The 21,565-nt window shown below is 66.3% G+C and carries 21 protein-coding genes and 1 pseudogene; 11 read left to right on the top strand and 11 right to left on the bottom strand.

Translation table 11 applies throughout. The features are described from left to right. Positions 1 to 8 precede the first annotated feature (8 nt). Positions 9 to 1,229, bottom strand: coding sequence for a nicotinate phosphoribosyltransferase (gene pncB / locus BLV60_RS05680; protein ID WP_093051236.1), 1,221 nt, complete (start codon positions 1,227 to 1,229; stop codon positions 9 to 11). A 178-nt stretch (positions 1,230 to 1,407) separates the two neighbouring features. Here pncB and BLV60_RS05685 point away from each other — a divergent pair, with 178 nt between their 5' ends. Together BLV60_RS05685 and BLV60_RS05690 are read left to right on the top strand one after the other, a co-directional pair. Then, positions 1,408 to 1,641, top strand: coding sequence for a CsbD family protein (locus BLV60_RS05685; protein ID WP_093051239.1), 234 nt, complete (start codon positions 1,408 to 1,410; stop codon positions 1,639 to 1,641). Positions 1,642 to 1,688: 47 nt separating this feature from the next. After that, positions 1,689 to 2,096 (top strand): hypothetical protein, encoded by a 408-nt coding sequence (locus BLV60_RS05690; RefSeq protein WP_093051242.1) that lies wholly within the window; start codon positions 1,689 to 1,691, stop codon positions 2,094 to 2,096. A gap of 33 nt (positions 2,097 to 2,129) precedes the next feature. Here BLV60_RS05690 and BLV60_RS05695 read toward each other — a convergent pair whose 3' ends face one another. Next, positions 2,130 to 2,576, bottom strand: coding sequence for an acyl-CoA thioesterase (locus BLV60_RS05695; protein WP_093051245.1), 447 nt, complete (start codon positions 2,574 to 2,576; stop codon positions 2,130 to 2,132). 229 nt (positions 2,577 to 2,805) lie between these two features. Between BLV60_RS05695 and BLV60_RS05700 the strand changes: the two genes are divergently transcribed. Together BLV60_RS05700 and BLV60_RS05705 are read left to right on the top strand one after the other, a co-directional pair. After that, on the top strand, positions 2,806 to 3,351 hold the full coding sequence (locus BLV60_RS05700) for a phasin family protein (protein ID WP_093051248.1): 546 nt from the start codon (positions 2,806 to 2,808) through the stop codon (positions 3,349 to 3,351). Between the two features lie 131 nt (positions 3,352 to 3,482). Then, entirely contained in the window at positions 3,483 to 4,241 is a 759-nt protein-coding gene (locus tag BLV60_RS05705) for a 3-hydroxyacyl-CoA dehydrogenase (RefSeq protein WP_093051251.1), read from the top strand. Here the strand turns inward: BLV60_RS05705 and BLV60_RS05710 are convergent. Further along, positions 4,189 to 5,136 (bottom strand): YihY/virulence factor BrkB family protein, encoded by a 948-nt coding sequence (locus tag BLV60_RS05710; RefSeq protein ID WP_093051254.1) that lies wholly within the window; start codon positions 5,134 to 5,136, stop codon positions 4,189 to 4,191. The two genes, BLV60_RS05705 and BLV60_RS05710, sit on opposite strands and share 53 nt — an antisense overlap. 82 nt (positions 5,137 to 5,218) lie before the next feature. Between BLV60_RS05710 and dnaG the strand changes: the two genes are divergently transcribed. Then, positions 5,219 to 7,249 carry a DNA primase gene (dnaG, locus tag BLV60_RS05715; RefSeq protein ID WP_093051854.1) on the top strand — a complete coding sequence of 677 codons (2,031 nt, stop codon included), beginning with the start codon at positions 5,219 to 5,221 and terminating at the stop codon, positions 7,247 to 7,249. A gap of 123 nt (positions 7,250 to 7,372) precedes the next feature. Here the strand turns inward: dnaG and BLV60_RS34625 are convergent, their stop codons facing one another. After that, positions 7,373 to 7,705 carry a hypothetical protein gene (locus BLV60_RS34625; protein ID WP_256216812.1) on the bottom strand — a complete coding sequence of 111 codons (333 nt, stop codon included), beginning with the start codon at positions 7,703 to 7,705 and terminating at the stop codon, positions 7,373 to 7,375. On the opposite strand from BLV60_RS34625, the gene rpoD reads away from it, so the two are divergent. From rpoD to BLV60_RS05730, 3 genes are all read left to right on the top strand, one after another. Further along, complete coding sequence (rpoD, locus tag BLV60_RS05720; protein WP_256216814.1) at positions 7,698 to 9,884, top strand: RNA polymerase sigma factor RpoD; 2,187 nt, start codon at positions 7,698 to 7,700, stop codon at positions 9,882 to 9,884. The genes BLV60_RS34625 and rpoD overlap by 8 nt on opposite strands. An 89-nt stretch (positions 9,885 to 9,973) precedes the next feature. After that, a complete protein-coding gene (locus BLV60_RS05725; protein WP_093051261.1) occupies positions 9,974 to 11,209 on the top strand; it encodes a multidrug effflux MFS transporter in 1,236 nt (411 codons plus the stop codon). A 19-nt stretch (positions 11,210 to 11,228) separates the two neighbouring features. Next, entirely contained in the window at positions 11,229 to 12,359 is a 1,131-nt protein-coding gene (locus BLV60_RS05730) for an HPP family protein (RefSeq protein WP_093051264.1), read from the top strand. A gap of 10 nt (positions 12,360 to 12,369) precedes the next feature. Here BLV60_RS05730 and BLV60_RS05735 read toward each other — a convergent pair whose 3' ends face one another. The 3 genes from BLV60_RS05735 to BLV60_RS05745 are packed head-to-tail and all read right to left on the bottom strand — an operon-like array spanning position 12,370 to position 15,548. Then, a complete protein-coding gene (locus BLV60_RS05735) occupies positions 12,370 to 13,356 on the bottom strand; it encodes a tripartite tricarboxylate transporter substrate binding protein (protein ID WP_093051267.1) in 987 nt (328 codons plus the stop codon). Between the two features lie 39 nt (positions 13,357 to 13,395). After that, positions 13,396 to 14,604 carry a CaiB/BaiF CoA transferase family protein gene (locus BLV60_RS05740; protein WP_093051270.1) on the bottom strand — a complete coding sequence of 403 codons (1,209 nt, stop codon included), beginning with the start codon at positions 14,602 to 14,604 and terminating at the stop codon, positions 13,396 to 13,398. Continuing rightward, positions 14,601 to 15,548, bottom strand: coding sequence for a hydroxymethylglutaryl-CoA lyase (locus BLV60_RS05745; protein WP_093051273.1), 948 nt, complete (start codon positions 15,546 to 15,548; stop codon positions 14,601 to 14,603). The genes BLV60_RS05740 and BLV60_RS05745 overlap by 4 nt, the downstream gene beginning before the upstream one ends. Positions 15,549 to 15,648: 100 nt before the next feature. Between BLV60_RS05745 and BLV60_RS05750 the strand changes: the two genes are divergently transcribed. The 3 genes and pseudogenes from BLV60_RS05750 to BLV60_RS05760 all read left to right on the top strand — a co-directional run bounded on the left by BLV60_RS05750 (position 15,649) and on the right by BLV60_RS05760 (position 18,242). After that, positions 15,649 to 16,551: a LysR family transcriptional regulator gene (locus tag BLV60_RS05750; protein ID WP_093051276.1), complete on the top strand. Its 903-nt coding sequence runs from the start codon at positions 15,649 to 15,651 to the stop codon at positions 16,549 to 16,551. Positions 16,552 to 16,686: 135 nt separating this feature from the next. Continuing rightward, a pseudogene (locus BLV60_RS05755) lies at positions 16,687 to 17,580 on the top strand (MBL fold metallo-hydrolase); the annotation flags it as partial. Further along, positions 17,574 to 18,242, top strand: a complete 669-nt coding sequence (locus BLV60_RS05760; protein ID WP_093051283.1) for a DsbA family protein — start codon at positions 17,574 to 17,576, stop codon at positions 18,240 to 18,242. The pseudogene BLV60_RS05755 and the gene BLV60_RS05760, both read left to right, overlap by 7 nt. On the opposite strand, the gene BLV60_RS05765 is transcribed toward BLV60_RS05760, so the two are convergent. From BLV60_RS05765 to BLV60_RS05780, 4 genes are read right to left on the bottom strand one after another with little or no spacing between them, the layout of a single operon-like run. Beyond that, positions 18,239 to 18,943, bottom strand: coding sequence for an ABC transporter ATP-binding protein (locus BLV60_RS05765; protein ID WP_093051286.1), 705 nt, complete (start codon positions 18,941 to 18,943; stop codon positions 18,239 to 18,241). The two genes, BLV60_RS05760 and BLV60_RS05765, sit on opposite strands and share 4 nt — an antisense overlap. Continuing rightward, entirely contained in the window at positions 18,936 to 19,697 is a 762-nt protein-coding gene (locus BLV60_RS05770) for an ABC transporter ATP-binding protein (RefSeq protein ID WP_093051289.1), read from the bottom strand. The genes BLV60_RS05765 and BLV60_RS05770 overlap by 8 nt, the downstream gene beginning before the upstream one ends. After that, the gene (locus BLV60_RS05775; RefSeq protein WP_093051294.1) at positions 19,694 to 20,692 is read right to left on the bottom strand and encodes a branched-chain amino acid ABC transporter permease; all 999 of its coding nucleotides are present in this window, start codon (positions 20,690 to 20,692) and stop codon (positions 19,694 to 19,696) included. Before BLV60_RS05775 ends, BLV60_RS05770 begins: the two co-directional genes overlap by 4 nt. Further along, positions 20,692 to 21,564, bottom strand: a complete 873-nt coding sequence (locus BLV60_RS05780; RefSeq protein WP_093051297.1) for a branched-chain amino acid ABC transporter permease — start codon at positions 21,562 to 21,564, stop codon at positions 20,692 to 20,694. The genes BLV60_RS05775 and BLV60_RS05780 overlap by 1 nt, the downstream gene beginning before the upstream one ends. Position 21,565 lies beyond the last annotated feature (1 nt).

Here is a 21,565-nt window from a genome sequence, read left to right on the forward strand (position 1 = left end):
TACAGCCTTCAAGCCGGAGGTTGTTCGATTTCGAACACCTGGCGCAGGTACGCCAGGTATTTTTCGTCCTCGCACATGTTCTTGGACGGCGTGTCCGACAGCTTGGCCACCGGCTGGTCGTTGCAGTGGATCATCTTGATGACGATCTGCAGCGGCTCGTAGCCCAGGTCGTTGGTGAGGTTGGTGCCGATGCCGAAGGCCAGCTGGCAGCGGCCGCGGAACTGCTGGTACAGCTCGATGGTGCGCGGCACCGTGAGGCCGTCGCTGAAGATCAGCGTCTTGGTGCGCGGGTCGACCCGGTTGGCGATGTAGTGCGCCAGCATGCGCTCGCCCCACTGGAACGGGTCGCCGCTGTCGTGCCGCGCGCCGTCGAAGAGCTTGCAGAAGTACAGGTCGAAGTCGCGCAGGAAGGCGCTCATGCCGTACACGTCGGACAGTGCGATGCCCAGGTCGCCGCGGTACTCGCGCGCCCAGCTCTCGAAACCGAAGATCTGGCTGTCGCGCAGCCGCGGGCCGAGCGCCTGGCAGGCCTGCAGGTATTCGTGGGCCATGGTGCCCAGCGGGATCAGGCCGAGCTTCATGGCGTACAGCACGTTGCTGGTGCCCGCGAGCTGCGGCAGCCGCGTGCCGGGCGGTGCCTGCACCGGCGGCGAGGTGACGGCGCCGAGGCGGGCGGTCAGAGTGCGCAGCACCTCTTCGTGCCAGTCTTTCGAGAAGCGGCGGCGCGTGCCGTAGTCGGCGATCTTCAGGTCGGCGAGGCCGGCGTCCTGCAGCTGCGCGATCTTGGTTTCGAGGCGGCGACGGCCTTCGGCGATGTCGGGCTTCTTCTGCGTGTTGCGGAAATAGACCTCGTTGACGATGGCCAGCACCGGGATCTCGAACAGGATGGTGTGCAGCCACGGCCCCTTGATGCGGATCTCGAGCTCGCCCGAGGGCTGGGGAATGATGTTGATGTACTTCTCGTTGAGCCGGAAGAGCCCGAGGAAGTCGACGAAGTCGCTCTTGATGAAGCGCATCGAGCGCAGGTAGGACAGTTCGGCGTCGCGGAACTGCAGCGAACAGAGGCTGCGCACCTCGTCGCGGATCTGGCCCGCGAACTGGGCCAGGTCGACACCGGGGTTGCGGCACTTGAAGCGGTACTCGACCCGGGCCCCCGGGAAGTGATGCAGGACCACCTGCATCATCGTGAACTTGTAGAGGTCGGTGTCGAGCAGGCTGTGAATGATCATGGTGCTGGGCGCGGTGTCTCAAACTTTTCGGCGGCCGTTCGATTATCACGGGGCGCGTCGGCCTCTGCCTACGGGGCCTGAACAGCACGTCCTACCGGGAGGGTGAATCAGCCCCGCGACAGTGATTTCACGGCGGCGAACACAGCCCGTCGAATCAACTGTCTCAAAGGAGATTCGCATGAACAAGGACACCATCGAAGGCAACTGGAAACAGCTCAAGGGCAAGGTCAAGGAGCAATGGGGGAAGCTGACGGACGACGACTTCGACGTCATCGCCGGCAAGCGCGACCAGCTGCTCGGCCGCATCCAGGAACGCCACGGCATCAGCCGCGAGGAAGCCGAAAAGCAGGTCAAGGACTGGGAATCGCGCGACGGCCGCTCGCCGGACGCGCTCTGGTTCGAACGCTACTGAGCGCTGAGCGCCCCTCGATTTCATCAACTCCCCGAAGGAAAACAACCATGAAAAAGCACCTCCTCATGCTGGCTCTCGCCTCCACCTGCTTCGTGGCCACGCAGGCCAGCGCCATGACCAAGGACGAATACAAGGTCGCCAAGGAAAAGATCGAGGCCGACTACAAGGTCGCCAAGGCCCAGTGCGACACGATGAAGGACAACGCCAAGGACGTCTGCCAGAAGGAAGCCAAGGGCAAGGAAGACGTTGCCAAGGCGGAGCTCGAGCAGCAGTACCAGCCGAGCGACAGCCACGCCCGCAACGTGGCTGAAGAGAAGGTGAAGGCCGCCTACGAAGTCGCGAAGGAAAAGTGCGACGACCAGAAGGGCGAGGCCAAGACCGCATGCGTGAAGCAGGCCAAGGCTGATGAAGCTCAGGGCAAGGCCGACATCAAGGCCATGAAGAAGGCCATGTAAGGTCTTCGCGGCGGGTGGCCTCGGTTGCTCAGGTCAGTTCCTGAGCGAATCGACCACCCGCTGCAGCGCCTCGGGTAGCGCCACCGGCCGCTGCGTGGCGCGGTCCACGTAGACGTGGACGAAGTGGCCTTGCGCCGCGGCGGTGTCAGCCCCTTCGGCGAACAACGCAATCTCGTATCGCACGCTCGATCGGCCCGCCTGGGCCACCCGGATGCCCGCTTCCACCGTCTGCGGGAACGCGATCGGCGCAAAGTAGTTGCACTGCGTCTCCACCACGAAGCCGATGACCTGGCCCTGGTGGATGTCGAGCGCGCCGCGCTCGATCAGCAAAGCATTCACCGCCGTATCGAACCAGCTGTAATAGACGACGTTGTTAACGTGGCCGTACATGTCGTTGTCGGCCCAGCGCGTCGGGATGCTGCGGAACGCGCTGTAGCTGCTGCGTACGTGCGGGGTGGGTTTGGTGGGGGCGCTGCTCATCGCGCGGCATTTTGCCAGCGGCCGTTGCCGTCGAAGGTGGCTTTGGACTTGAACGGGCCCGCCCGGCGGCCGAATTTAGAAGACGGCTTCTAAATTGCTGCAGGGCAGCAAAAAACCCTTGATCGCAAAACTCAGCTGCCTATACTTGAGGCCATGCTGCACCGCAACATAGACGGCGAGACAGCGCAACGTGAACCGACCACTCAATCATCCCTTCTGGAGATCCCAAATGGCCCTGACCGCTGACCAAATCCTCGCCGCCCAAAAAGCAAACCTCGAAACCCTGTTCGGCCTGACCACCAAGGCTTTCGAAGGCGTCGAGAAGCTCGTCGAACTGAACGTGACCGCTTCGAAGGCCGCTCTGGCCGAAGCCCAGAACACCGCCCAGGCTGCCCTGAGCGTCAAGGACGCGCAAGAACTGCTGACGCTGCAAGCCAGCCTGTTCCAGCCCCTGGCTGAAAAGACCGCTGCCTACAGCCGTCACCTGTACGACATCGCCCAAGGCACCGGCGCCGAGTTCTCCAAGGCTTTCGAAGCCAAGGCTGCTGAAGCCCAGCAAGCCTTTGTCGGCCTGGTCGACAGCGCTTCCAAGAACGCCCCCGCCGGTTCGGAAACCGCCGTTGCCGTGCTGAAGAGCGCCGTGGCTGCCGCCAACAACGCTTTCGAATCGGTTCAAAAGGCCGTCAAGCAAGCGTCGGACGTCGCCGAAGCCAACTTCAACGCCGTGTCGACGCAAGCCGTTGCCGCCGCGAAGACCGCTTCGCGCAAGCGCTAAGCCGCCGACCACCACCAGTTGTCTCCTTGGGTCCTCACGGATCCAATTCAGGGCCTCATCCTCGGATGAGGCCTTTTTTTTTGGCCCGGCGAGGCGTCTTCGATAATGCCGGTCTCATCCAGGAGACTTCAATGCAGATCGATGGCAAGGTTTTTATCGTGACCGGTGGCGCTTCGGGCCTCGGCGAAGGCACGGCGCGCATGCTGGCCGCCAACGGCGCCAAGGTGGTGATCGCCGACATGCAGGCTGACAAGGGCGAAGCCGTTGCAAAGGAAATTGGCGGCGTGTTCGTCAAGTGCGACGTGAGCCAGGAAGCCGACGGCCAGGCGGCCGTGGCCGCCGCACTCAAGCTTGGCAAGCTGGTCGGCCTCGTCAACTGCGCTGGCATTGCGCCGGCCGAGAAGACGGTGGGCAAGAATGGCCCGCACGCGCTGGCCGTGTTCAGCAAGACCGTCACGGTCAACCTGATCGGCAGCTTCAACATGATCCGGCTCGCGGCCGACGCCATGGGCAAGAACGAGCCCGAAGCCACGGGCGAGCGCGGCGTGCTGATTTCCACCGCCTCTGTCGCAGCCTACGACGGGCAGATCGGCCAAGCGGCCTACAGCGCCTCGAAGGGCGGCGTGGTCGGCATGACGCTGCCCATCGCCCGCGACCTCGCGCGCAGCGGCATCCGCAACATGACCATCGCCCCCGGCATCTTCGGCACGCCCATGCTGTTCGGTATGCCTCAGGAAGTGCAGGACGCGCTGGCCGCCAGCGTGCCCTTCCCTTCCCGCCTGGGCACGCCCGAGGACTACGCCAAGCTGGCGAAGCACATCATCGAGAACGACATGCTCAACGGCGAGGTGATTCGCCTGGACGGAGCGATTCGATTGGCTCCCCGCTGACCTCGGAAGCCGGCGGCTTCGCGCTGCCGGTGCGATCCAGGCGCTCGTAGTTCGCGATCACCTGGGCCCCGAGCAGCACCAGCGTGGCGGCGATCTCCAGGCTCAGCAGCACCACGATGGCCGTGGTGAGCGAGCCATAGACCACGTTCACCTGCGACAAGGTCGAGAAGTACCAGATCAGCACGCGCCGCGTGGCCTCCCACAGCAGCGCGGCCGTCACGCCGCCCAGCAGCGCATGGCGCAAAGACATGCGCCCGGCCGGCATCACGAGGTACAGCGAGGTCAGCATGAAGATCTCGCCGCCCAGCCCCAACAGGTACAGCAGCAGCCCCGAAACGCCCGACAGCGACCAGCTGCGCCCCAGCAGGTCGACGCTTTCCCGCCCCACCAGCTGCAACGCGCCCGACACTAGCGTAACCAGTAGCAGCCCCACGCACAGGCACAGGATGTAGATGTAGGGCATGGCCACCGACACCAGGAAGTGGCGCTTGTGGTCGGCCTTGCGGTGGTGAAAGATCACCGCCATGGCGCTTTCGAGCACGCTGAAGGCCAGCGAGCTGAAGAAAAGCATCGTCACCAGCAGCACCGGCCCCAGCACGTCGCGGTGATCCAGAAAGCTCGACAGTTCGGCCACGATGGCTTTCGACTGCCCCGGCAGCAGCCAGCCCAGGTACTGTCCGATGGTGCGCAGCAGTTCGGCCTGCTCGATGACGTGCGACAGCGCGATCACGCTCACGATCAGCAGCGGCACGATGGAAAGCAGCGCGTAGTACGCCACCGCCCCTGCGAGCAGCAGCCCCTGGTTGGCGCGAAATTCCTTGAGCGCATCCCAGGCGAATCTCAGGGGGTGGCGCAGCAGCGGCGCGATGTGTTGCAGGGGTTTGGGCGTCGTCATGCATGGATTCCGGTCGCTTTCAGTATGCCGTCCGGCCGCCAGCCTTCGCCCGCTTGCGTATGATTTGCCGCTCTTCGCCTACATGACCATCCCCGCTTCATTCATCCAGGAACTCATCGCGCGCGCCGATGTGGTCGAGATCGTCGGCCGTTATGTGCAGCTCAAGAAGGCCGGCGCCAATTTCATGGGGCTGTGCCCGTTCCACGGTGAGAAATCGCCCTCTTTCTCCGTCAGCCCGACCAAGCAGTTCTATCACTGCTTCGGCTGCGGGGTGCATGGCAACGCCATCGGCTTTCTGATGGAGCATGCGGGCATGGGCTTCGTCGAGGCGGTGCACGACCTGGCCGGCCAGTACGGCCTGCAGGTGCCCGAGGACGACGCCTCTCCGGCCGAACGCGCCCGCGCCGCCAGCCAGCGCCAGAAACAGGCCACGCTGACCGACGTGCTCGAAAAAGCCGGCGACGCCTACCGCAAGCACCTGCGGCAGGCGCCCGGCGCCATCGAATATCTGAAGGGCCGCGGCGTCTCGGGCGAGGTGGCCAAGCAGTTCGGCATCGGCTATGCGCCGGCCGGCTGGCGCGCGCTGGCCAGCGTTTTCCCCGACTACGACGACCCGCTGCTCGCCGAGAGCGGGCTGGTGATCGTCAACAACGAGGAAGGCAAGCTCAGCGACGAAGAAGCCAAGCGCTACGACCGCTTCCGCGACCGCGTGATGTTCCCGATCCGCAACGTGAAGGGCGAGTGCATCGGCTTCGGTGGCCGGGTACTGGGCGACGAAAAGCCCAAGTACCTCAACTCGCCCGAAACGCCGGTGTTCAGCAAGGGCCGCGAGCTCTACGGCCTTTACGAAGCCCGTGCCGCCTTCCGCGACCGCGGCTATGCGCTCGTCACCGAGGGCTACATGGACGTGGTGGCGCTGGCCCAGCTCGGTTTTCCGAACGCGGTGGCCACGCTCGGCACGGCCTGCACCACGGAGCACGTGCAGAAGCTCTTCCGCTTCACCGAATCGGTGGTGTTCAGCTTCGACGGCGACGCCGCCGGCCGCCGCGCCGCGCGCAAGGCGCTCGACGGTGCCCTGCCCTACGCCACCGACGTGCGCAGCATCAAGTTTTTGTTCCTGCCGGCCGAACACGACCCCGACAGCTTCATCCGCGAGCACGGCGCCGAGGCCTTCGCCCGCTTCGTCAACGAGGCCACGCCGCTGTCGCGCTTCATGCTCGAAGCCGCCCGCGAAGGCTGCGACCTGACCACCGCCGAGGGCCGCGCCCACATGACGAGCAACGTGCGCCCACTCTGGAGCGCCATGCCCGACGGTGCCCTCAAGCGACAGCTGCTGAGCGAGATCGCGACGCTGGTGCAGCTCGACGCGCCGGCGCTGTCGGAACTCTGGGCCTCCACGCCGGGCCCGCGCAAGGCCGGCGGCGCACCCGCGCCGCAGCGCCAAGGCGAGCCCTCCGGCTACGGCGGCGGTGGTGGCGGTGGCGGTGACGACTACTACCCGGACATGCCCCCGCCGCAGGACTTTGAACCGCCGCGCTATGAAAGCGATAGCAAGCCCAAGTTCCAGCCGCGCAAGTTCGTCAAGGGCAAGCGCTGGGGCGGGAAGTTCGAGGAACCCATCGAGCCCCTGCGCGGACGCGGTGCCCCGCCCAGCCGCCCGGATGTGGCGGTGCGGCTGCTGCTGTCGAACATGGCGCAATGGGAAGCCCTGTCGCACGAGCTCCACGTGATGCTGTGCGACCTGCCCGGCTCGCACGGCGCGCTCTTCACCTGGCTCGACAGCCAGCTGCACGAGCACGGCGTCCAGCCCTGGGCGGCCCTGCGCGAAGGCATGCGCGGACTCGACTTCGAGCCGCTGGCCGAGCGGCTGATGTCCGTCTCCGAGGCCGGTCCGGTGCCCGAGGGCGAGGAGGCGCAGCACTTGGCCGACGCCGCCCGCGAACTCTCCAGCGTGCTCGATTTCATGCTCGACGACCTTCTCAAGGCCCAGCAGAGCGAGGCCATCGCCGCCGTGGGAAAAGACCCGAAAGCCCTGGAACGCTACAAGGCGCTGGAAACCCGCCGGCTCGAATTGCGCGCCCGTCTGCGCGCCTCGGGTTCAGAAACTGCTTGAAATTTGCGCAACACGCTATAATGTAAGGCTTCGCAACTGGCGAAATTAGGCAAGAGCGACAGCAGCACCTCCGGGCCGACCCCTAGCGCAACGCACTCCAACGGTAAATTCCGGCGGAAAGGGTCAATAACCGCAAGGACTGCATACCAAATGTTCGCCCGACATCTTGCCTGTTGAGGAATTAATTCCTCTTTCCCATTTGTTTTTAGTCCGTGCCTGTGCACGGGCTGTGGTGGCGCTGTCCGCGTGACGGTGCGCCTGTGATCCCGCTTGTTCTTTCTTGCCGTAACGAGGTCGTATGCCCAGTTCAAAGAAGCCTGCTCCTTCACTTGCCAAAAGCGTCGCCACCAAGCCCGCAGCAGAAAAACCGTTGAAAGCCGGCGCGAAGCCGGCAACCAAGACGGCCGCCGCCGCATCCAAATCGGCAGCCGCAACGAAAGTGAAAACCGTGCCCACGAAATCGACCTCTCTCGACGATCCCAAAAAAGCAGCCGCCCCCGCAGCCAAGAAAGTCGGCCGCCCGCCCAAGGCCGCCGGCGCCGCCACGCCCGCCACCGGCGCCAAGCGCGGCCGCAAGCCCAAGGCTGACAAGGAAGCCCCCGAGAGCGACGTCGACCTGTCGGACATCGAGGACGACCTGGCCGGCGACGAGCCCGCGGTTGCGACGACCACCGAAGAGAAGGTCAAGCCGCTGCGCATGAAGATCAGCAAGGCGAAGGAACGCGCCTTGATGAAGGAGTTCGGCCTCGACGAGACCGTGCTCTCCGAAGAAGACCTGGCCAAGCGCCGCTCGCGCCTGAAGACCCTGATCACGCTGGGCAAGACCCGCGGCTACCTCACGCACGGCGAAATCTCCGACCACTTGCCCGACAAGCTGGTCGACGCCGAGACCATGGAAGTCGTGGTCACCATGCTCAACGACATGGGCGTGGCGGTGTACGAGCAGACGCCCGACGCCGAAACTCTGCTGCTGAACAACACCGCGCCCACCGCCACCACGGTGGAAGAAGCCGAGGAAGAAGCCGAAGCCGCGCTCTCCACGGTGGACAGCGAATTCGGCCGCACCACCGACCCGGTCCGCATGTACATGCGCGAAATGGGCACGGTCGAGCTGCTGACGCGCGAAGGCGAAATCGAAATCGCCAAGCGCATCGAAGGCGGCCTGATGGCCATGATGGAAGCCATTTCGGCCTCCCCCGCCACCATCGCCGCGATCCTCGAAATGGCCGCAACGATCCGTGAAGGCAAGGTCGTCATCTCGACCATCGTCGACGGCTTCTCGAACCCCAACGAGGCCGACGACTACGTGGCCGAAGAAGACTTCGACGAGTTCGACGAGGAAGACGACGACGACGGCAAGGGCGGCTCCAAGGCCCTGACCAAGAAGCTCGAGGAACTCAAGCGTGAAGCGCTCGATCGCTTCGACCGCATCGCCAGCATGTTCGAGAAGATCCACAAGATCTACGAGAAGGAAGGCTACGGCACGCCGGCGTACGTCAAGGCCCAGCAGGCCGTGTCCGACGAGCTGATGACCATCCGCTTCACCGCCAAGACCATCGAGAAGCTGTGCGACCTGGTGCGCACGCAGGTGGACGACGTTCGCAAGAAGGAACGCGAACTGCGCCGCATCATCGTGGACAAGTGCGGCTTCCCGCAGGACGAGTTCATCCGCGACTTCAGCGGCTACGACAAGAACGGCAACCGCATCGCCTCCAACCTGCTCAACCTGAAGTGGGTCGAGAAGCAGGCCGCCGCCGGCAAGCCCTGGAGCACGGTGCTCGCGCGCAACATCCCGCCGGTGCAAGAGTTGCAGCAGAAGCTCGCCGACATCCAGTCGCGCGTGGTGGTGCCGCTGTCCGAGCTGAAGGACATCAACAAGCGCATGAACGAAGGCGAATCGTCTTCGCGCGATGCCAAGAAGGAAATGATCGAGGCCAACCTGCGCCTCGTGATCTCCATCGCCAAGAAGTACACCAACCGCGGCCTGCAGTTCCTCGACCTTATCCAGGAAGGCAACATCGGCCTGATGAAGGCGGTCGACAAGTTCGAATACCGTCGCGGCTACAAGTTCTCGACCTACGCCACGTGGTGGATCCGCCAGGCCATCACCCGCTCGATCGCCGACCAGGCGCGCACCATCCGCATTCCGGTGCACATGATCGAGACGATCAACAAGATGAACCGCATTTCGCGCCAGCACTTGCAGGAGTTCGGCTTCGAGCCCGACGCCGGCATCCTGGCCGCGAAGATGGAGATTCCGGAAGACAAGATCCGCAAGATCATGAAGATCGCGAAGGAGCCGATCTCGATGGAAACCCCCATCGGCGACGACGACGATTCGCACCTGGGCGACTTCATCGAGGACAGCAGCAACACGGCTCCTATCGAAGCCGCGATGCAGGCCGGCCTGCGCGACGTGGTCAAGGACATCCTCGACAGCCTCACGCCGCGCGAAGCCAAGGTGCTGCGCATGCGCTTCGGCATCGAAATGAGCACGGACCACACGCTGGAAGAAGTCGGCAAGCAGTTCGACGTGACCCGCGAGCGCATCCGCCAGATCGAGGCGAAGGCACTGCGCAAGCTCAAGCATCCGTCGCGTTCGGACAAGCTGCGCAGCTTTATTGATACGCTCTAAGCCGGTCTCCCGGTATTTCCCGACGAGGAGGCGCCCGCAAGGGCGCTTTCTTTTTTGGCCTTCGCGATAAAAAGAACGGAGCAAACCTCATGAATCCCGATGCAGACAAACTCTGGCAGGCCCCGCGCTGGGCGCTTGCCGTGCTGCTCGCGGTGCTCGGCATGCTCGGGCCCTTTTCCATCGACACCTACATCCCGGCCTTCTCGGGCATTGCGCAATCCATCGGTGCGACGCCGGCCGAGATGCAACAGACGCTCTCGGCCTACCTGTTCGGCTTCGCGTTCATGAACCTGTTCCACGGCGCGCTGTCGGACAGCTTCGGCCGCCGCCCCGTGGTGCTGTGGGGCCTGGCCGTGTTCACGCTGGCCTCGCTGGGCTGTGCGCTCTCGCAGAACATCACGCAGCTGGTGCTGTTCCGCGGGCTGCAGGGCCTGTCGACCGGCGCCGGCATCGTGGTCTCGCGCGCAGTGATCCGCGACATGTTCCCACCCGCCGAGGCGCAGCGGGTCATGAGCCAGGTCACGATCTATTTCGGCGTGGCGCCGGCCATCGCGCCCATCGTGGGCGGCTTCCTGTTCGTGCACGCGGGCTGGCACGCGGTGTTCTGGTTCCTGGTGGCGGTGGGCGTGGTGCTGTTCACTGCCAACTACAAGCTGCTGCCCGAGACGCTGCACAAGGACCATCGCCAGCCCTTCCAGGTGCGGCACCTGATGCGCGGCTACTGGGACCTGTGCTCCGACCCGCGCTTCCTGCTGCTGGCCTTTGCGAGCGGCGTGCCCTTCAACGGCATGTTCCTCTACGTGCTGGCCGCGCCCGCATTCCTCGGCGACCACCTCGCGCTGCAGCCGCAGCAGTTCTTCTGGTTCTTCCTGCTGACCATCGGCGGCATCATGCTCGGCGCGCGCGCCAGCGGCCGCATGGCCGGCAAGGTCGCACCCAAGCGGCAGATCCGCGACGGCTTCGTCATCATGCTGGCCACCTCGGTGGTCAACGTGGTGGCCAACACTTTCTTCCAGGCGCACGTGGCCTGGGCACTGTGGCCGCTGGCGGTGTTCGCCTTCGGCTGGGCGCTGATGGTGCCGGTGGTCACGCTGCTGGTGCTCGACCTGCACCCCGAGCGCCGCGGCATGGCCTCGTCGCTGCAGGCCGTGATCGGCTCCACCGCCAACGGCATCGTGGCCGGCGCGGTGGCGCCGCTGGTGATGCATTCGACGCTCGCGCTGGCGCTGACCTCCATGGGCATGCTCGCCATCGGCCTTGTCGCCTGGGTGTGGCTGCATGACCGCTGGCCCGAGATCGGGCGCATGGTGGCGCACGAAGGCTGACAGCAGGAACGAGGCTCCGATGCGCTTCGAAGCATTCCTGACTCATGCGCGCGCCTGGCTGCCAGGCCGCACCACCGTCGATGCTCGCGAGCGCCTGCGCGCGGTGGCAGGTGCGGGCCTCGGCCTGCTGGTCACGGCACTGCTGTGCCGGTGGATGGCCGGCCCGCTCGCCGCCTCCGTCTGGCTGATCGCGCCGCTGGGCGCCAGCGCCGTGCTGGTGTTTGCTGTGCCGGCCAGTCCGCTGGCGCAGCCGTGGGCGGTCATCGGCGGCAACACGCTGTCGGCGGTGGTCGGCATTGCGGCCGCCAACTGGATTCCCGACCCGGCGCTGGGCGCCGCCGTTGCAGTGGCTGCTGCCATCGGCCTGATGTTCAGCGCACGCTGCCTGCACCCGCCGGGCGGTGCCGCGGCCCTGCTCGCGGTGCTGACGCACACCACGCATTTCTCGTCCGCCCTCTTCCCCTTCTTCATCAACTCGCTGCTGCTGGTGCTGGCCGGCGTGGCCTACAACTCGCTGACCGGACGGCGCTATCCGCATGTGCAGGTGGTGGCTCGCCCGCCTGCGTCCGATGCGCGCTTCAGCCAGGCCGACATCGACGCCGTGCTGGCCCGCTACAACCAGGTGCTGGACATCAGCCGCGACGACCTCCAATCGCTGATCCAGCAGACCGAGCTCGAGTCGTACAAGCGGCGCCTGGGCACGCTGCACTGCGCCGACATCATGTCACGCACGCCGGTCTCGGTGGAGTTCGGCACGCCGCTGCAGGAAGCGTGGGCGCTGATGCACGAGCGCCGCATCAAGGCCCTGCCCATCACCGACCGCACGCGCCGCGTGGTCGGCATCGTCACGCAGGCCGACTTCTTCCGCCAGCTCGACCTGCAGCATCACGAGGGCATCGCCGGCAAGCTGCGCGACCTGATCCGCGCCACGCGCACCGTGATGTCGAACAAGCCCGAGGTGGTCGGCCAGATCATGACGCGGCAGGTGCGCGTAGCCAGCGCCGACCGGCCCGTGGTCGACCTGGTGCCGCTGTTCTCCGAGGGCGGCCACCACCACATCCCGATCATCGATGGCGAGAAGCGCCTCGCGGGGATGATCACGCAGTCGGACTTCGTGCGCGCCCTCTATCGCGCTGTGGGGCCGGCGTAAGAGCCGCTCCTCACTCAAGCACCACGTTCGCCTTCTTCACCAGCGCCGCATAGCGCGCGGCCTCGCTGCGAAAGTAGCTCGCGGCCTGCTCCGGTGTCGTGGGCTTGATGACGTTGCCCTGCTTGTCCATCGCATCGCGCACTTCGGCGCTGGTGAATGCAGCGGCCACCGCGTCGTGCACACGCTGGACATCGGCCGCCTGCATCTTCGGCGGCCCGATCACTGCGAACCAGCCTTCGACCGCGTAGTTCGGCAGCCCCTGCTCCGCGATGGTCGGGATGTCCGGCGCGGCTGGCGAACGCGTCGCGCCGCACAGGCCGATGGCGCGCAGCGCGCCGCTCTTGACGTGCTGCTGCACGGCCGGTAGTGCAACCACGCCCATCTCGACCTGCCCCGCGATCATGTCGGTCACCATCGGCCCGGTGCCCTTGTAGGGAATGTGCCGCGCCTTCACGCCCGCCTCGTCCATGAACATCTCGCCGGCCAGGTGAATGATGGTGCCGTTGCCCGACGAGGCGTAGTTGTAGCCCTCGGGCTTCGCGCGCAGCAGCGCGACCAGTTCCTTCACGTTCTTCGCGGGCAGCTTCGGGTTCACCACCAGCACCAGCGGCGTCGCGCCCACCACGCTGATCGGCGTGACATCGTTGATCGCGTCGAAGGGCATCTTCTTGAACACCGCCGGGTTGATGACATGGTTGTTCGACACCATGCCCAGCGTGAGCCCGTCGGGCGCGGCCTTGACGATGGCCGCGGCGCCGGTGATGCCGCCCGCGCCCGGCAGGTTCTCGATCACCACCGGCTGGCCGAAGGCCTTGCCGAGCGCGACCGATGCAGCGCGCACGATGGTGTCGACGCCTGAACCCGCGCTGATCGGCAGGATGAAGCGGATGGGTTTGTCGGAGCCCTGCGCAAGCGCGGGGCATGCGGCCACGGCGGCGGCGCACGCACCGAGGCCGAGCACCGCGCGGCGGTTCATCGAGGGAAGTGTCTGGGTCATGGTTTTGTCTCTCTTTATGTTCTTGAAAAGTCACTCTGCTCAGGCTACGGCCGATTCAGCGTGCAGCGCATCGACCTGCTCACGCGCGTAGCCCAGTTCGGCCAGCAGCTCGCGCGTGTGCTCGCCCAGCGTCGGCGGATGCAGCCGCACACCGAGGCGCTCGCCACCGAGCGTGATCGGGAACAGCGTCGTCTGCGCCATTTCTCCGGCACGCTCACCGTCCGGCAGGCGAATGTCGGCCAGGCCGCCGGTAGCTTTCAGATGCGGGTCGTCGTAGAGGTCTTCGGGCCGCGTGATCGGCGCGAACGGCAGCCCGCTGGCCTCGAAGATCGCCGAAAGCTCCGCCGCCGAGCGGCCTGCCAGGCGCTCACGCAAGTCGGCCAGCAGCGTGGGCCGCAGGCGCACGCGGTCGTTGTTGGTGCGCAGGGCGGGGTCGGCCTTCAGGTCGTCGAAACCCAGCGCGTCGCAGAAGGTCTTCCACTGCGCGTCGCTCACGGCGGCCAGGAAGATCTGCTCGCCGTTCTTCACGGTGAACACGTCGTACAGCGCCCAGGCCGAGATGCGATCGGGCATCGGCGCAGCGGCCTGCCCGGTGATCGCGTACTGCAGCATGTGCTGCCCGACCAGGAACACGTTGTTCTCGAACAATGCCGATTGCACCTCCTGCCCCTTGCCGGTCTCGGCGCGCTGCATCAGCGCGGCGATCGCGCCAATGGCGCCGAACATGCCGCCCATGATGTCGTTGACGCTGGTGCCCGCGCGCAGCGGATCACCGGGGCGGCCGGTCATGTAGGCCAGACCGCCCATCATCTGCACCACCTCGTCGAGCGCGGTGCGGTGCTCATAAGGGCCGGGCAGAAAGCCCGTGTGGTTGACGTACACGAGGCGCGGGTTGAGCTTGCCGAGGGCGGTGTAACCCAGGCCGTACTTGTCCATGGTGCCGGGCTTGAAGTTCTGCGCCACCACGTCGGCCGTGGCGCACAGGCGCAGCGCGGCTTCCAGCCCTTGCGGGTGCCGCAGGTCGAGCGCGATGCTCTTCTTGTTGCGGTTGAACATGGGGAAGAAGCCCGCGCCCGCGCCCAGCAGGTGTCGCGTGCGGTCGCCATCGATGGGCTCGACCTTGATGACCTCCGCGCCCAGGTCCGCGAGCACCATGCCGCAGGTGGGGCCCATGACCATGTGGGTGAACTCGACCACACGGATGCCGGTGAGCGGCAGGCGCTTTTCTCCGGTCTTTGCCGCGCTCATGCCGTGACTCCCGCCGTCGCAGCAAAGGTCTTCGGAAAGCCCGCGCGCCACACCGTGCCCTGCAAGGTTTCGCCTTCGAGCCAGCTCGCCACGCGTCGGCGCAGGTCCAGCAGCTTCGGCAGATCGACGCCGGTCACAACGCCCATGCTCTCGAGCATGAAGACGAGGTCTTCGGTGTCGACATTGCCGCTGGCGCCGGGCGCGTGCGGGCAGCCGCCGATGCCGGCCAGGCAGGCGTCGAAACGTGTGATGCCAACCTCCAGCGCGGCATACGCATTCGCGAGCCCCATGCCGCGCGTGTCATGGAAGTGGCCGCACCACAGCCGGTCGCCCGCGATGCGCAAGGCGCGCTCGAACAGGCTGCGCACCATCGCCGGATCGGCATAGCCGACTGTGTCGGCGAGGCTCACGCGGTCGGCGCCAGCGTCGAGCAGCGCCTGCATCAGCCGCAGCACTTCGTCGGGCTCGACATGGCCCTGCAGCGTGCAGCCGAAGGCCGTGCCCACGCCGCCGTCGATCAGCGTCTTCGAGCCCGCCGCATCGCGCGCCGCGCGCATGCGCCCGACCTCGGCCACCACCTCGTCGGGCGTCTTGCGCAGGTTGGCAAGGCTGTGCGCGTGGCTGGCCGAAAGCGGCACGACCATCAGGTCGGCCTCGCCCGCAATGGCGCGTTCGGCGCCCTTGAGGTTGGGCACGAGTACCGAGGCAAAGAGCCCCGGCAGCGTCTTCGCGTACGCCAGCAGCTCGGCCGTGTCGGCCAATTGCGGCAGCAGGTGCGCCGGCACGAACGAGCCGACCTCGATCTCGCGCTGGCCGGCCGCGTGCGCATCGCGGATCCATTCGAGCTTGCGTTCGGTGGGCAGTACGCGGGCAATGCTCTGGAGGCCATCGCGCAGGCCCACTTCGCGGACGACCGCGCGCGGCGGCAGGAAGGCGTGAATCAAGACTTTGTCTCCGTCGTGAGGGTACGGAGTCGATGTTAGAAGTTCCGATTCGATCCAGAAGGTATATTTTGGAAGCCATCCGATTCCAGAACGGAACATCATGAGAGATCTCGACCTGACCACCCTGCGCCTGTTCGTCGCCGTCTGCGAAACGCGCAGCATCGCGCGCGCCGGCGAACAGGCCAGCATCGTCGGCTCGGCCATCAGCAAGCGGCTGGCCCAGCTCGAAGAAGCCGTCGGCACACCGCTGCTGCTGCGCAAGCGCCGCGGCGTGCTGCCCACGCCGGCCGGCGAAACCCTGATGGAGCACGCCCGCGCGATGCTCGGCAGCGTGAATCGCATCGAGCGCGACATGGCCGCCTACGCCGGCGGCGCGCGCGGGCACGTGCGCATCCTGGCCTCGGCCTCGGTCATGGCCGAATCGCTGGCCGAAGACGTGGCCGACTTTCTGCAAGACCCGGCGCACCGCAACATCCGCGTCGACATGGAAGAGCGCGTGAGCCCCGAGATCGTGCGCGGCATTCGTGAGGGCAGCGCCTCCATCGGCCTGTGCTGGGACGCGGCCGACCTCGAAGGCCTGGAGCGGCGCGACTACCGCACCGACCACCTCGCCATCGTCGCGCATCCCTCGCACCCGGTGGCGAAGCACGAGCACGTGCGCTTCGAGCAGGTGCTCGACCACGAATTCGTCGGCATGCCCGCGCTCAGCGCGGTGCAACTGATGCTGGCGCGCGAGGCGGCGGTGGCAGGCAAGCCGCTGGTTTACCGCGTGCTGGTGTCCAACTTCGATGCGGCGCTGCGCGTGGTGCGCGCCGGGCTGGCAATCAGCGTGGTGCCGGCGGAGGTCGCGCGGCCCTTCACCGATGCCTTCGGCCTTCGCCTGATGCCGCTTACCGATGCGTGGGCGCGGCGGCGTTTTGCGATCTGCTTCCGCAGTGAGGCGGCGCTGTCGCCGTCTGCTCAATTGCTGGTCGCGCACCTGGAGCGGCGCGCCACGGATTGACGGCCAAGCACCCAATTCGACCGGAATCCGAAACTATTCATTGCCCAGGAGCAGGTTTTTATTTCGATTCACGCAACCTACATTCGAAAGGTCAGTGCTGTCACTCCTTCACACCACACACAGAAAGACCACCGCATGTTCCGCAGAGCCCTCCTCTCCGCCGCCGCCCTCGCCACCACCCTGAGCCTTGTCCCGCTCGTCGCGCAGGCTGCCCAGCCGCTCAAGCTCGACGTCTACAACCCCGGCACGAAGTCGATGTTTCCGGTCTCCTCGGAAATCGTCACCGGCCAGACCGATGCCGTGCTGATCGACGCGCAGTTCCAGCGCAACGACGCCGAGGCGCTCGTGCAGAAGATCAAGGCCACGGGCAAGAAGCTCACCACGGTCTACATCAGCCACAGCGACCCCGACTACTACTTCGGCCTCGACGTGATCCAGGCCGCCTTCCCCGACGCGAAGATCGTCGCCACGCCCCAGACCGTGGCCGCCATCCAGGCCTCGAAGGACGGCAAGCTCGCGCACTGGGGACCGATCCTGAAGGACAACGCGCCCAAGGCGCTGGTCGTGCCCGAAGCACTGGCCGGTGACAGCCTCACGCTCGAAGGTCGCAAGATCCAGGTCGTCGGCCTCGACGGCCCGACGCCCGAGCGCAGCTTCGCGTGGATTCCCTCGCTGAAGGCGGTGGTCGGCGGCATTCCAGTGTCGGCCAACATCCACGTGTGGGTGGCGGACACGCAAACGCCCGAATCGCGCCGCGACTGGATCAAGACGCTGGGCCGCATCGAAGCCCTGCACCCCAAGACCGTGGTGCCCGGCCACTACCTGCCGAATGCCGACGGCAGCGCGCCCTACTCGCTCGCCTCGGTGAAATTCACGCGAAGCTACCTTCAGGCCTTCGAGACCGAAGCCGCGAAGGCCAAGGACTCGGCTGCCCTGATCGCCGCAATGAAGAAGCGCTACCCGAAGCTGGAAGACGCCTCGTCGCTGGAACTTGGCGCCAAGGTCATCAAGGGAGAAATGAAATGGCCGCAATGAACGAAGGCGCGAATGAAGGCGCCACGCTCCACTACATCTTCGACCCGCTGTGCGGCTGGTGCTATGCCGCCGCGCCGCTGGTCGACGCGGCGCGCAGCGTGCCGGGCCTGAAGGTCGAGTTCCACGGCGGCGGCATGATGACCGGCGCCAACCGCCGCTCGATCACGCCGCAGTGGCGCGAGTACGTGATGCCGCACGACCGGCGCATCGCGGAACTCACGGGCCAGCCCTTCGGTGAAGGCTACTTCGAGGGACTGCTGCGCGACACCGGCGCGACGATGGACTCCGAGCCGCCGACCACCGCCATCCTCGCGGCCGAGTCGCTGCGGGCAGGCGGCGGGCTGGACATGATCCATCGCCTGCAGCGGGCGCACTACGTCGAAGGCCAGCGCATCGCCGATGAGCAGGTGCTGAAGGCGATCGCCGCCGAACTCGGCTTCGACGCCGAAGCCTTCGCGTCGGCCTTCGAACGCCTGTCGGGCGAATCGACCGCACGGCACTTCGCCGAAAGCCGCCAGTTCCTGCAGCGCGCTGGCGGCCAGGGCTTTCCGACCTTCGTGCTGACGCAGCCCGATGGCCGCGCCAGCCGCATCGACATCGGCCCATGGCTCGGCCGCGCGGAAGACTGGAAGGCGCGCCTGGCGGAGCTCGTCTAGCGCGCGACGCCCAACAGGCGGTCGAGCACTTCAGGCTGCGTGCGCAATGTCGCGGCCTTGTCGGTATGCACGATGGTCCCGTGGTCCAGCACCACCGCTTCGTCGGAAATCGCGAGGATCGCCTGCGGATGCTGCTCCACGATGATCGCGGCCAGCCCCTCGTCCTGCGTGATGCGGCGGATGGCGCGCAGCAGCTCTTCCACGATGATCGGCGCGAGCCCTTCGAGTGGCTCGTCGAGCAGCAGCAGCTTCGGGTTGAGCACCAGCGCGCGACCCACGGCCAGCATTTGCTGTTCGCCGCCCGAGAGCTGCGTGCCCAGGTTCGTCTTGCGCTCGGCAAGGCGCGGGAACATTTCGTAGACACGCTGCGGGCTCCACTTGCCCGGCCGCTCCACCGCGGTGAGGTTCTCGTGCACCGTCAGCGACTTGAAGATGTTGCGCTCTTGCGGCACCCAGCCGATGCCGGCCGCCGCGCGCTGATGCGGCGCAAGCTTGTGCAGCGCCTGGCCGCCCAGCGTGATGCTGCCGCCGTGCTGGCGCGTTGCGCCCGCGAGCGTGTTGATCAGCGTGGTCTTGCCCGTGCCGTTGCGGCCCAGCAGCGCCAGCGTCTGGCCTTCGCCGAGCGCGAACGCCACGTCGTGCAGCATCACGGCCTCGCCGTAGCCGGCGCTCAGGTTTTCTATTCGCAGCAGCTCAGACATGGGCGCTCTCCCCGTGGCCCAGATAGACCTCCTTCACCTTCGGATCGTTGGCGATGGTTTCGGGGTCGCCCTCGGTCAGCAGCGTGCCGTTGACCAGCACCGTCATGCGGTCGGCAAAGCTGAACACCAGGTCCATGTCGTGCTCGATCAGCAGCACCGACACGTCGGCGGGCAGCGCGGCCACGGTCTGCAGCAGTTCTTCGCGCTCGCCGGCGGGCACACCCGCCACAGGCTCGTCGAGCAGCAGCACGCGCGGCTCGCAGGCCAGCGCAATCGCAATCTCCAGCAGGCGGCGCTTGCCATAGGCCAGGTGCTTCACCTGCTGCTGCGCCACATCACCCAGGTGGAACTGTTCGAGCAGTTGCCCCGCGCGCTCGGCAATCGCCTTGCTGGCGCCGAGCGGCCGCCACCATTGCGCGCCGATGCCCTGGTGTTGCGACACGACCAGCGCCAGCGTTTCGAGCGGCGTCATCGAGTCGAAGAGCTGGTTGATCTGGAAGGTGCGCACCAGTCCGCGCGCCACGCGCTTGTGCGGCGCGAGCGTGGTGATGTCTTCGCCCAGCAGCGTGATGCGGCCTTCGGTCGGCGTGAGCACGCCCGTCAGCTGGTTGATCAGCGTGGTCTTGCCCGCTCCGTTGGGGCCGATCAGCGCGTGGCGTGCACCGCGCTTGAGTTCCATCGTCACGTTGTTGGTGGCCGTGATGCCGCCGAAGCGCATCACGAGGCCGTGGGTCGAAAGCACGGTGTCGGTCATGCCGCACCGCCCTTCTTCTTGCCGCCCAAGCCGAACCATGTCCACGGCTTCAGCAGGCGGTCGCGCCCCACCAGCACCAGCAGCACCAGGATCAGGCCGATCCAGAACATCCAGTACTGCGGCGTCACGGCCGACAGCCAGGTCTGCAGCAGCTTGAACACGATGGCACCCGCCACGCCGCCATAGAGCCAGCCCACGCCGCCGATGACCAGCATCAGCAGCACGTCGGCCGAGCGGTCGAAGGCCAGCACGTCGAGGGAGGCGAAGCCTGTGGTCTGCGCCAGCAGCGCGCCCGCGGCGCCGGCGATGCCCGCCGCCACGGTGTAGATCACCACGAGCCGCGACACGACCGGAATGCCGATTGCCATGGCGCGCAGCCGGTTGTCGCGAATGGCCTTCAGCGTGGCACCGAACGGCGAATGCACGAGCCGGCGCATCACGAGGAACAGCACCAGCATCACGGCCAGCGAATACCAGGCGGCCGTGCGGCCGTACAGGTCGAACTCGAACAGGCCGAGCACCGGACCCATCACCACGCCCTGCAGGCCGTCGGCGCCGCCGGTGAGCCAGTCGAGCTTGTTGGCGAGTTCGAGCAGCAGCAGCGCAGTGCCGAGCGTGACCATCAGCCGCGTGAGGTCGCTGCCGCGCAAGATCGTCACGCTCGCCACGAGGCCCAGCAATGCCGACAGCACGGTCGCGATCACCAGCCCCACGGTCGGGTCCGGCATCACGAGCTTGGCGAACAGCGCCGCCGCATACGCGCCGAAGCCGAAGAAAGCGGCATGGCCCAGCGACACGATGCCGGTGTAGCCAAGAATCAGGTCGAGCGACATCGCGAACAGCGCGACGATGGCGATCTCGTTGACCAGCAGCGAGTGCGAGGGCATGACGAGCGGCAGCGCGAAGGCCACTGCCCAGGCCACGAATTCGAGCGGGTGCCAGCGTGCCTTGCGCAGCAGGGCCGACTGAAACTCGGTGGTGGAAGGCGCACTCATCAACGGCCTCCCTTGCGCGTGAACAGGCCCTGGGGCCGCCACATCAGGATCATGATCATCAGCAGGTAGACGGTGAATGCACCCATCTTCGGAATGAAATACTTGCCGGCCACGTCGGCAATGCCCAGCAGCAGCGCCGCCGCGAGCGGCCCGGTGATCGACGAGGTGCCGCCGACTGACACCACGATCAGGAAATAGATCATGTACTTCAGCGGGAATGTCGGGTCGAGGCCGAGGATCTCCGCACCCAGCGCACCGCCCAGCCCCGCGAGCCCGGAGCCCACGGCGAAGGTCAGCAGAAACACGATGTTCACGTTGATGCCCAGGCCCGACGCCACGCGCGGGTCGTCAACCGCGGCGCGCAGCCGGCTGCCGAAACGCGTCTTCGAGAGGATGAGCTGCAGCACCACGGTGAGCACCGCGCACACGCCGATGATGAAGAGCCGGTAGTGCCCCATGCCCAGCAGCAGCGCGCCGTCGCCGATCTCGGTGCGCCCGCGCAGCCATTCAGGCAATTGCACGTTCTGCTGCGAAGAGCCCACGAAGTAGTCGATGGCCGCCACCGCCATGAAGGCGAGGCCGATGGAAAAGAGCACCTGATCGAGGTGCGGCTTGCCGTACATCGGCCGGTAGAGCGTGCGTTCGAGCAAGGCCCCGGCCAGCGCGACGACGATGAATGCGAGCGGCAGGCAGGCCAGGAAGGGCACGCCCAACTTCTGCATTGCAAACACCGTGAGATAGCCCCCCGCCATGGCGAAAGCGCCATGCGCGAGGTTGATGAAATTCATCAGGCCGAGCGTCACGGCGAGGCCTACCGCCAGCACGAAGAGCAGCATGCCGTAGGCGATGCCGTCGAAAAGAATGGTCAGCATG

Origin of the sequence: Variovorax sp. YR634 (assembly GCF_900106655.1) — a bacterium.
GTDB lineage: Bacteria > Pseudomonadota > Gammaproteobacteria > Burkholderiales > Burkholderiaceae_C > Variovorax.

Coding starts and splice junctions, on each gene's coding strand:
- pncB (WP_093051236.1), bottom strand. CDS start 1,229: ATGATCATTCACAGCCTGCTCGACACCGACCTCTACAAGTTCACGATG.
- BLV60_RS05685 (WP_093051239.1), top strand. CDS start 1,408: ATGAACAAGGACACCATCGAAGGCAACTGGAAACAGCTCAAGGGCAAG.
- BLV60_RS05690 (WP_093051242.1), top strand. CDS start 1,689: ATGAAAAAGCACCTCCTCATGCTGGCTCTCGCCTCCACCTGCTTCGTG.
- BLV60_RS05695 (WP_093051245.1), bottom strand. CDS start 2,576: ATGAGCAGCGCCCCCACCAAACCCACCCCGCACGTACGCAGCAGCTAC.
- BLV60_RS05700 (WP_093051248.1), top strand. CDS start 2,806: ATGGCCCTGACCGCTGACCAAATCCTCGCCGCCCAAAAAGCAAACCTC.
- BLV60_RS05705 (WP_093051251.1), top strand. CDS start 3,483: ATGCAGATCGATGGCAAGGTTTTTATCGTGACCGGTGGCGCTTCGGGC.
- BLV60_RS05710 (WP_093051254.1), bottom strand. CDS start 5,136: ATGACGACGCCCAAACCCCTGCAACACATCGCGCCGCTGCTGCGCCAC.
- dnaG (WP_093051854.1), top strand. CDS start 5,219: ATGACCATCCCCGCTTCATTCATCCAGGAACTCATCGCGCGCGCCGAT.
- BLV60_RS05725 (WP_093051261.1), top strand. CDS start 9,974: ATGAATCCCGATGCAGACAAACTCTGGCAGGCCCCGCGCTGGGCGCTT.
- BLV60_RS05730 (WP_093051264.1), top strand. CDS start 11,229: ATGCGCTTCGAAGCATTCCTGACTCATGCGCGCGCCTGGCTGCCAGGC.
- BLV60_RS05735 (WP_093051267.1), bottom strand. CDS start 13,356: ATGACCCAGACACTTCCCTCGATGAACCGCCGCGCGGTGCTCGGCCTC.
- BLV60_RS05740 (WP_093051270.1), bottom strand. CDS start 14,604: ATGAGCGCGGCAAAGACCGGAGAAAAGCGCCTGCCGCTCACCGGCATC.
- BLV60_RS05750 (WP_093051276.1), top strand. CDS start 15,649: ATGAGAGATCTCGACCTGACCACCCTGCGCCTGTTCGTCGCCGTCTGC.
- BLV60_RS05760 (WP_093051283.1), top strand. CDS start 17,574: ATGGCCGCAATGAACGAAGGCGCGAATGAAGGCGCCACGCTCCACTAC.
- BLV60_RS05765 (WP_093051286.1), bottom strand. CDS start 18,943: ATGTCTGAGCTGCTGCGAATAGAAAACCTGAGCGCCGGCTACGGCGAG.
- BLV60_RS05770 (WP_093051289.1), bottom strand. CDS start 19,697: ATGACCGACACCGTGCTTTCGACCCACGGCCTCGTGATGCGCTTCGGC.
- BLV60_RS05775 (WP_093051294.1), bottom strand. CDS start 20,692: ATGAGTGCGCCTTCCACCACCGAGTTTCAGTCGGCCCTGCTGCGCAAG.
- BLV60_RS05780 (WP_093051297.1), bottom strand. CDS start 21,564: ATGCTGACCATTCTTTTCGACGGCATCGCCTACGGCATGCTGCTCTTC.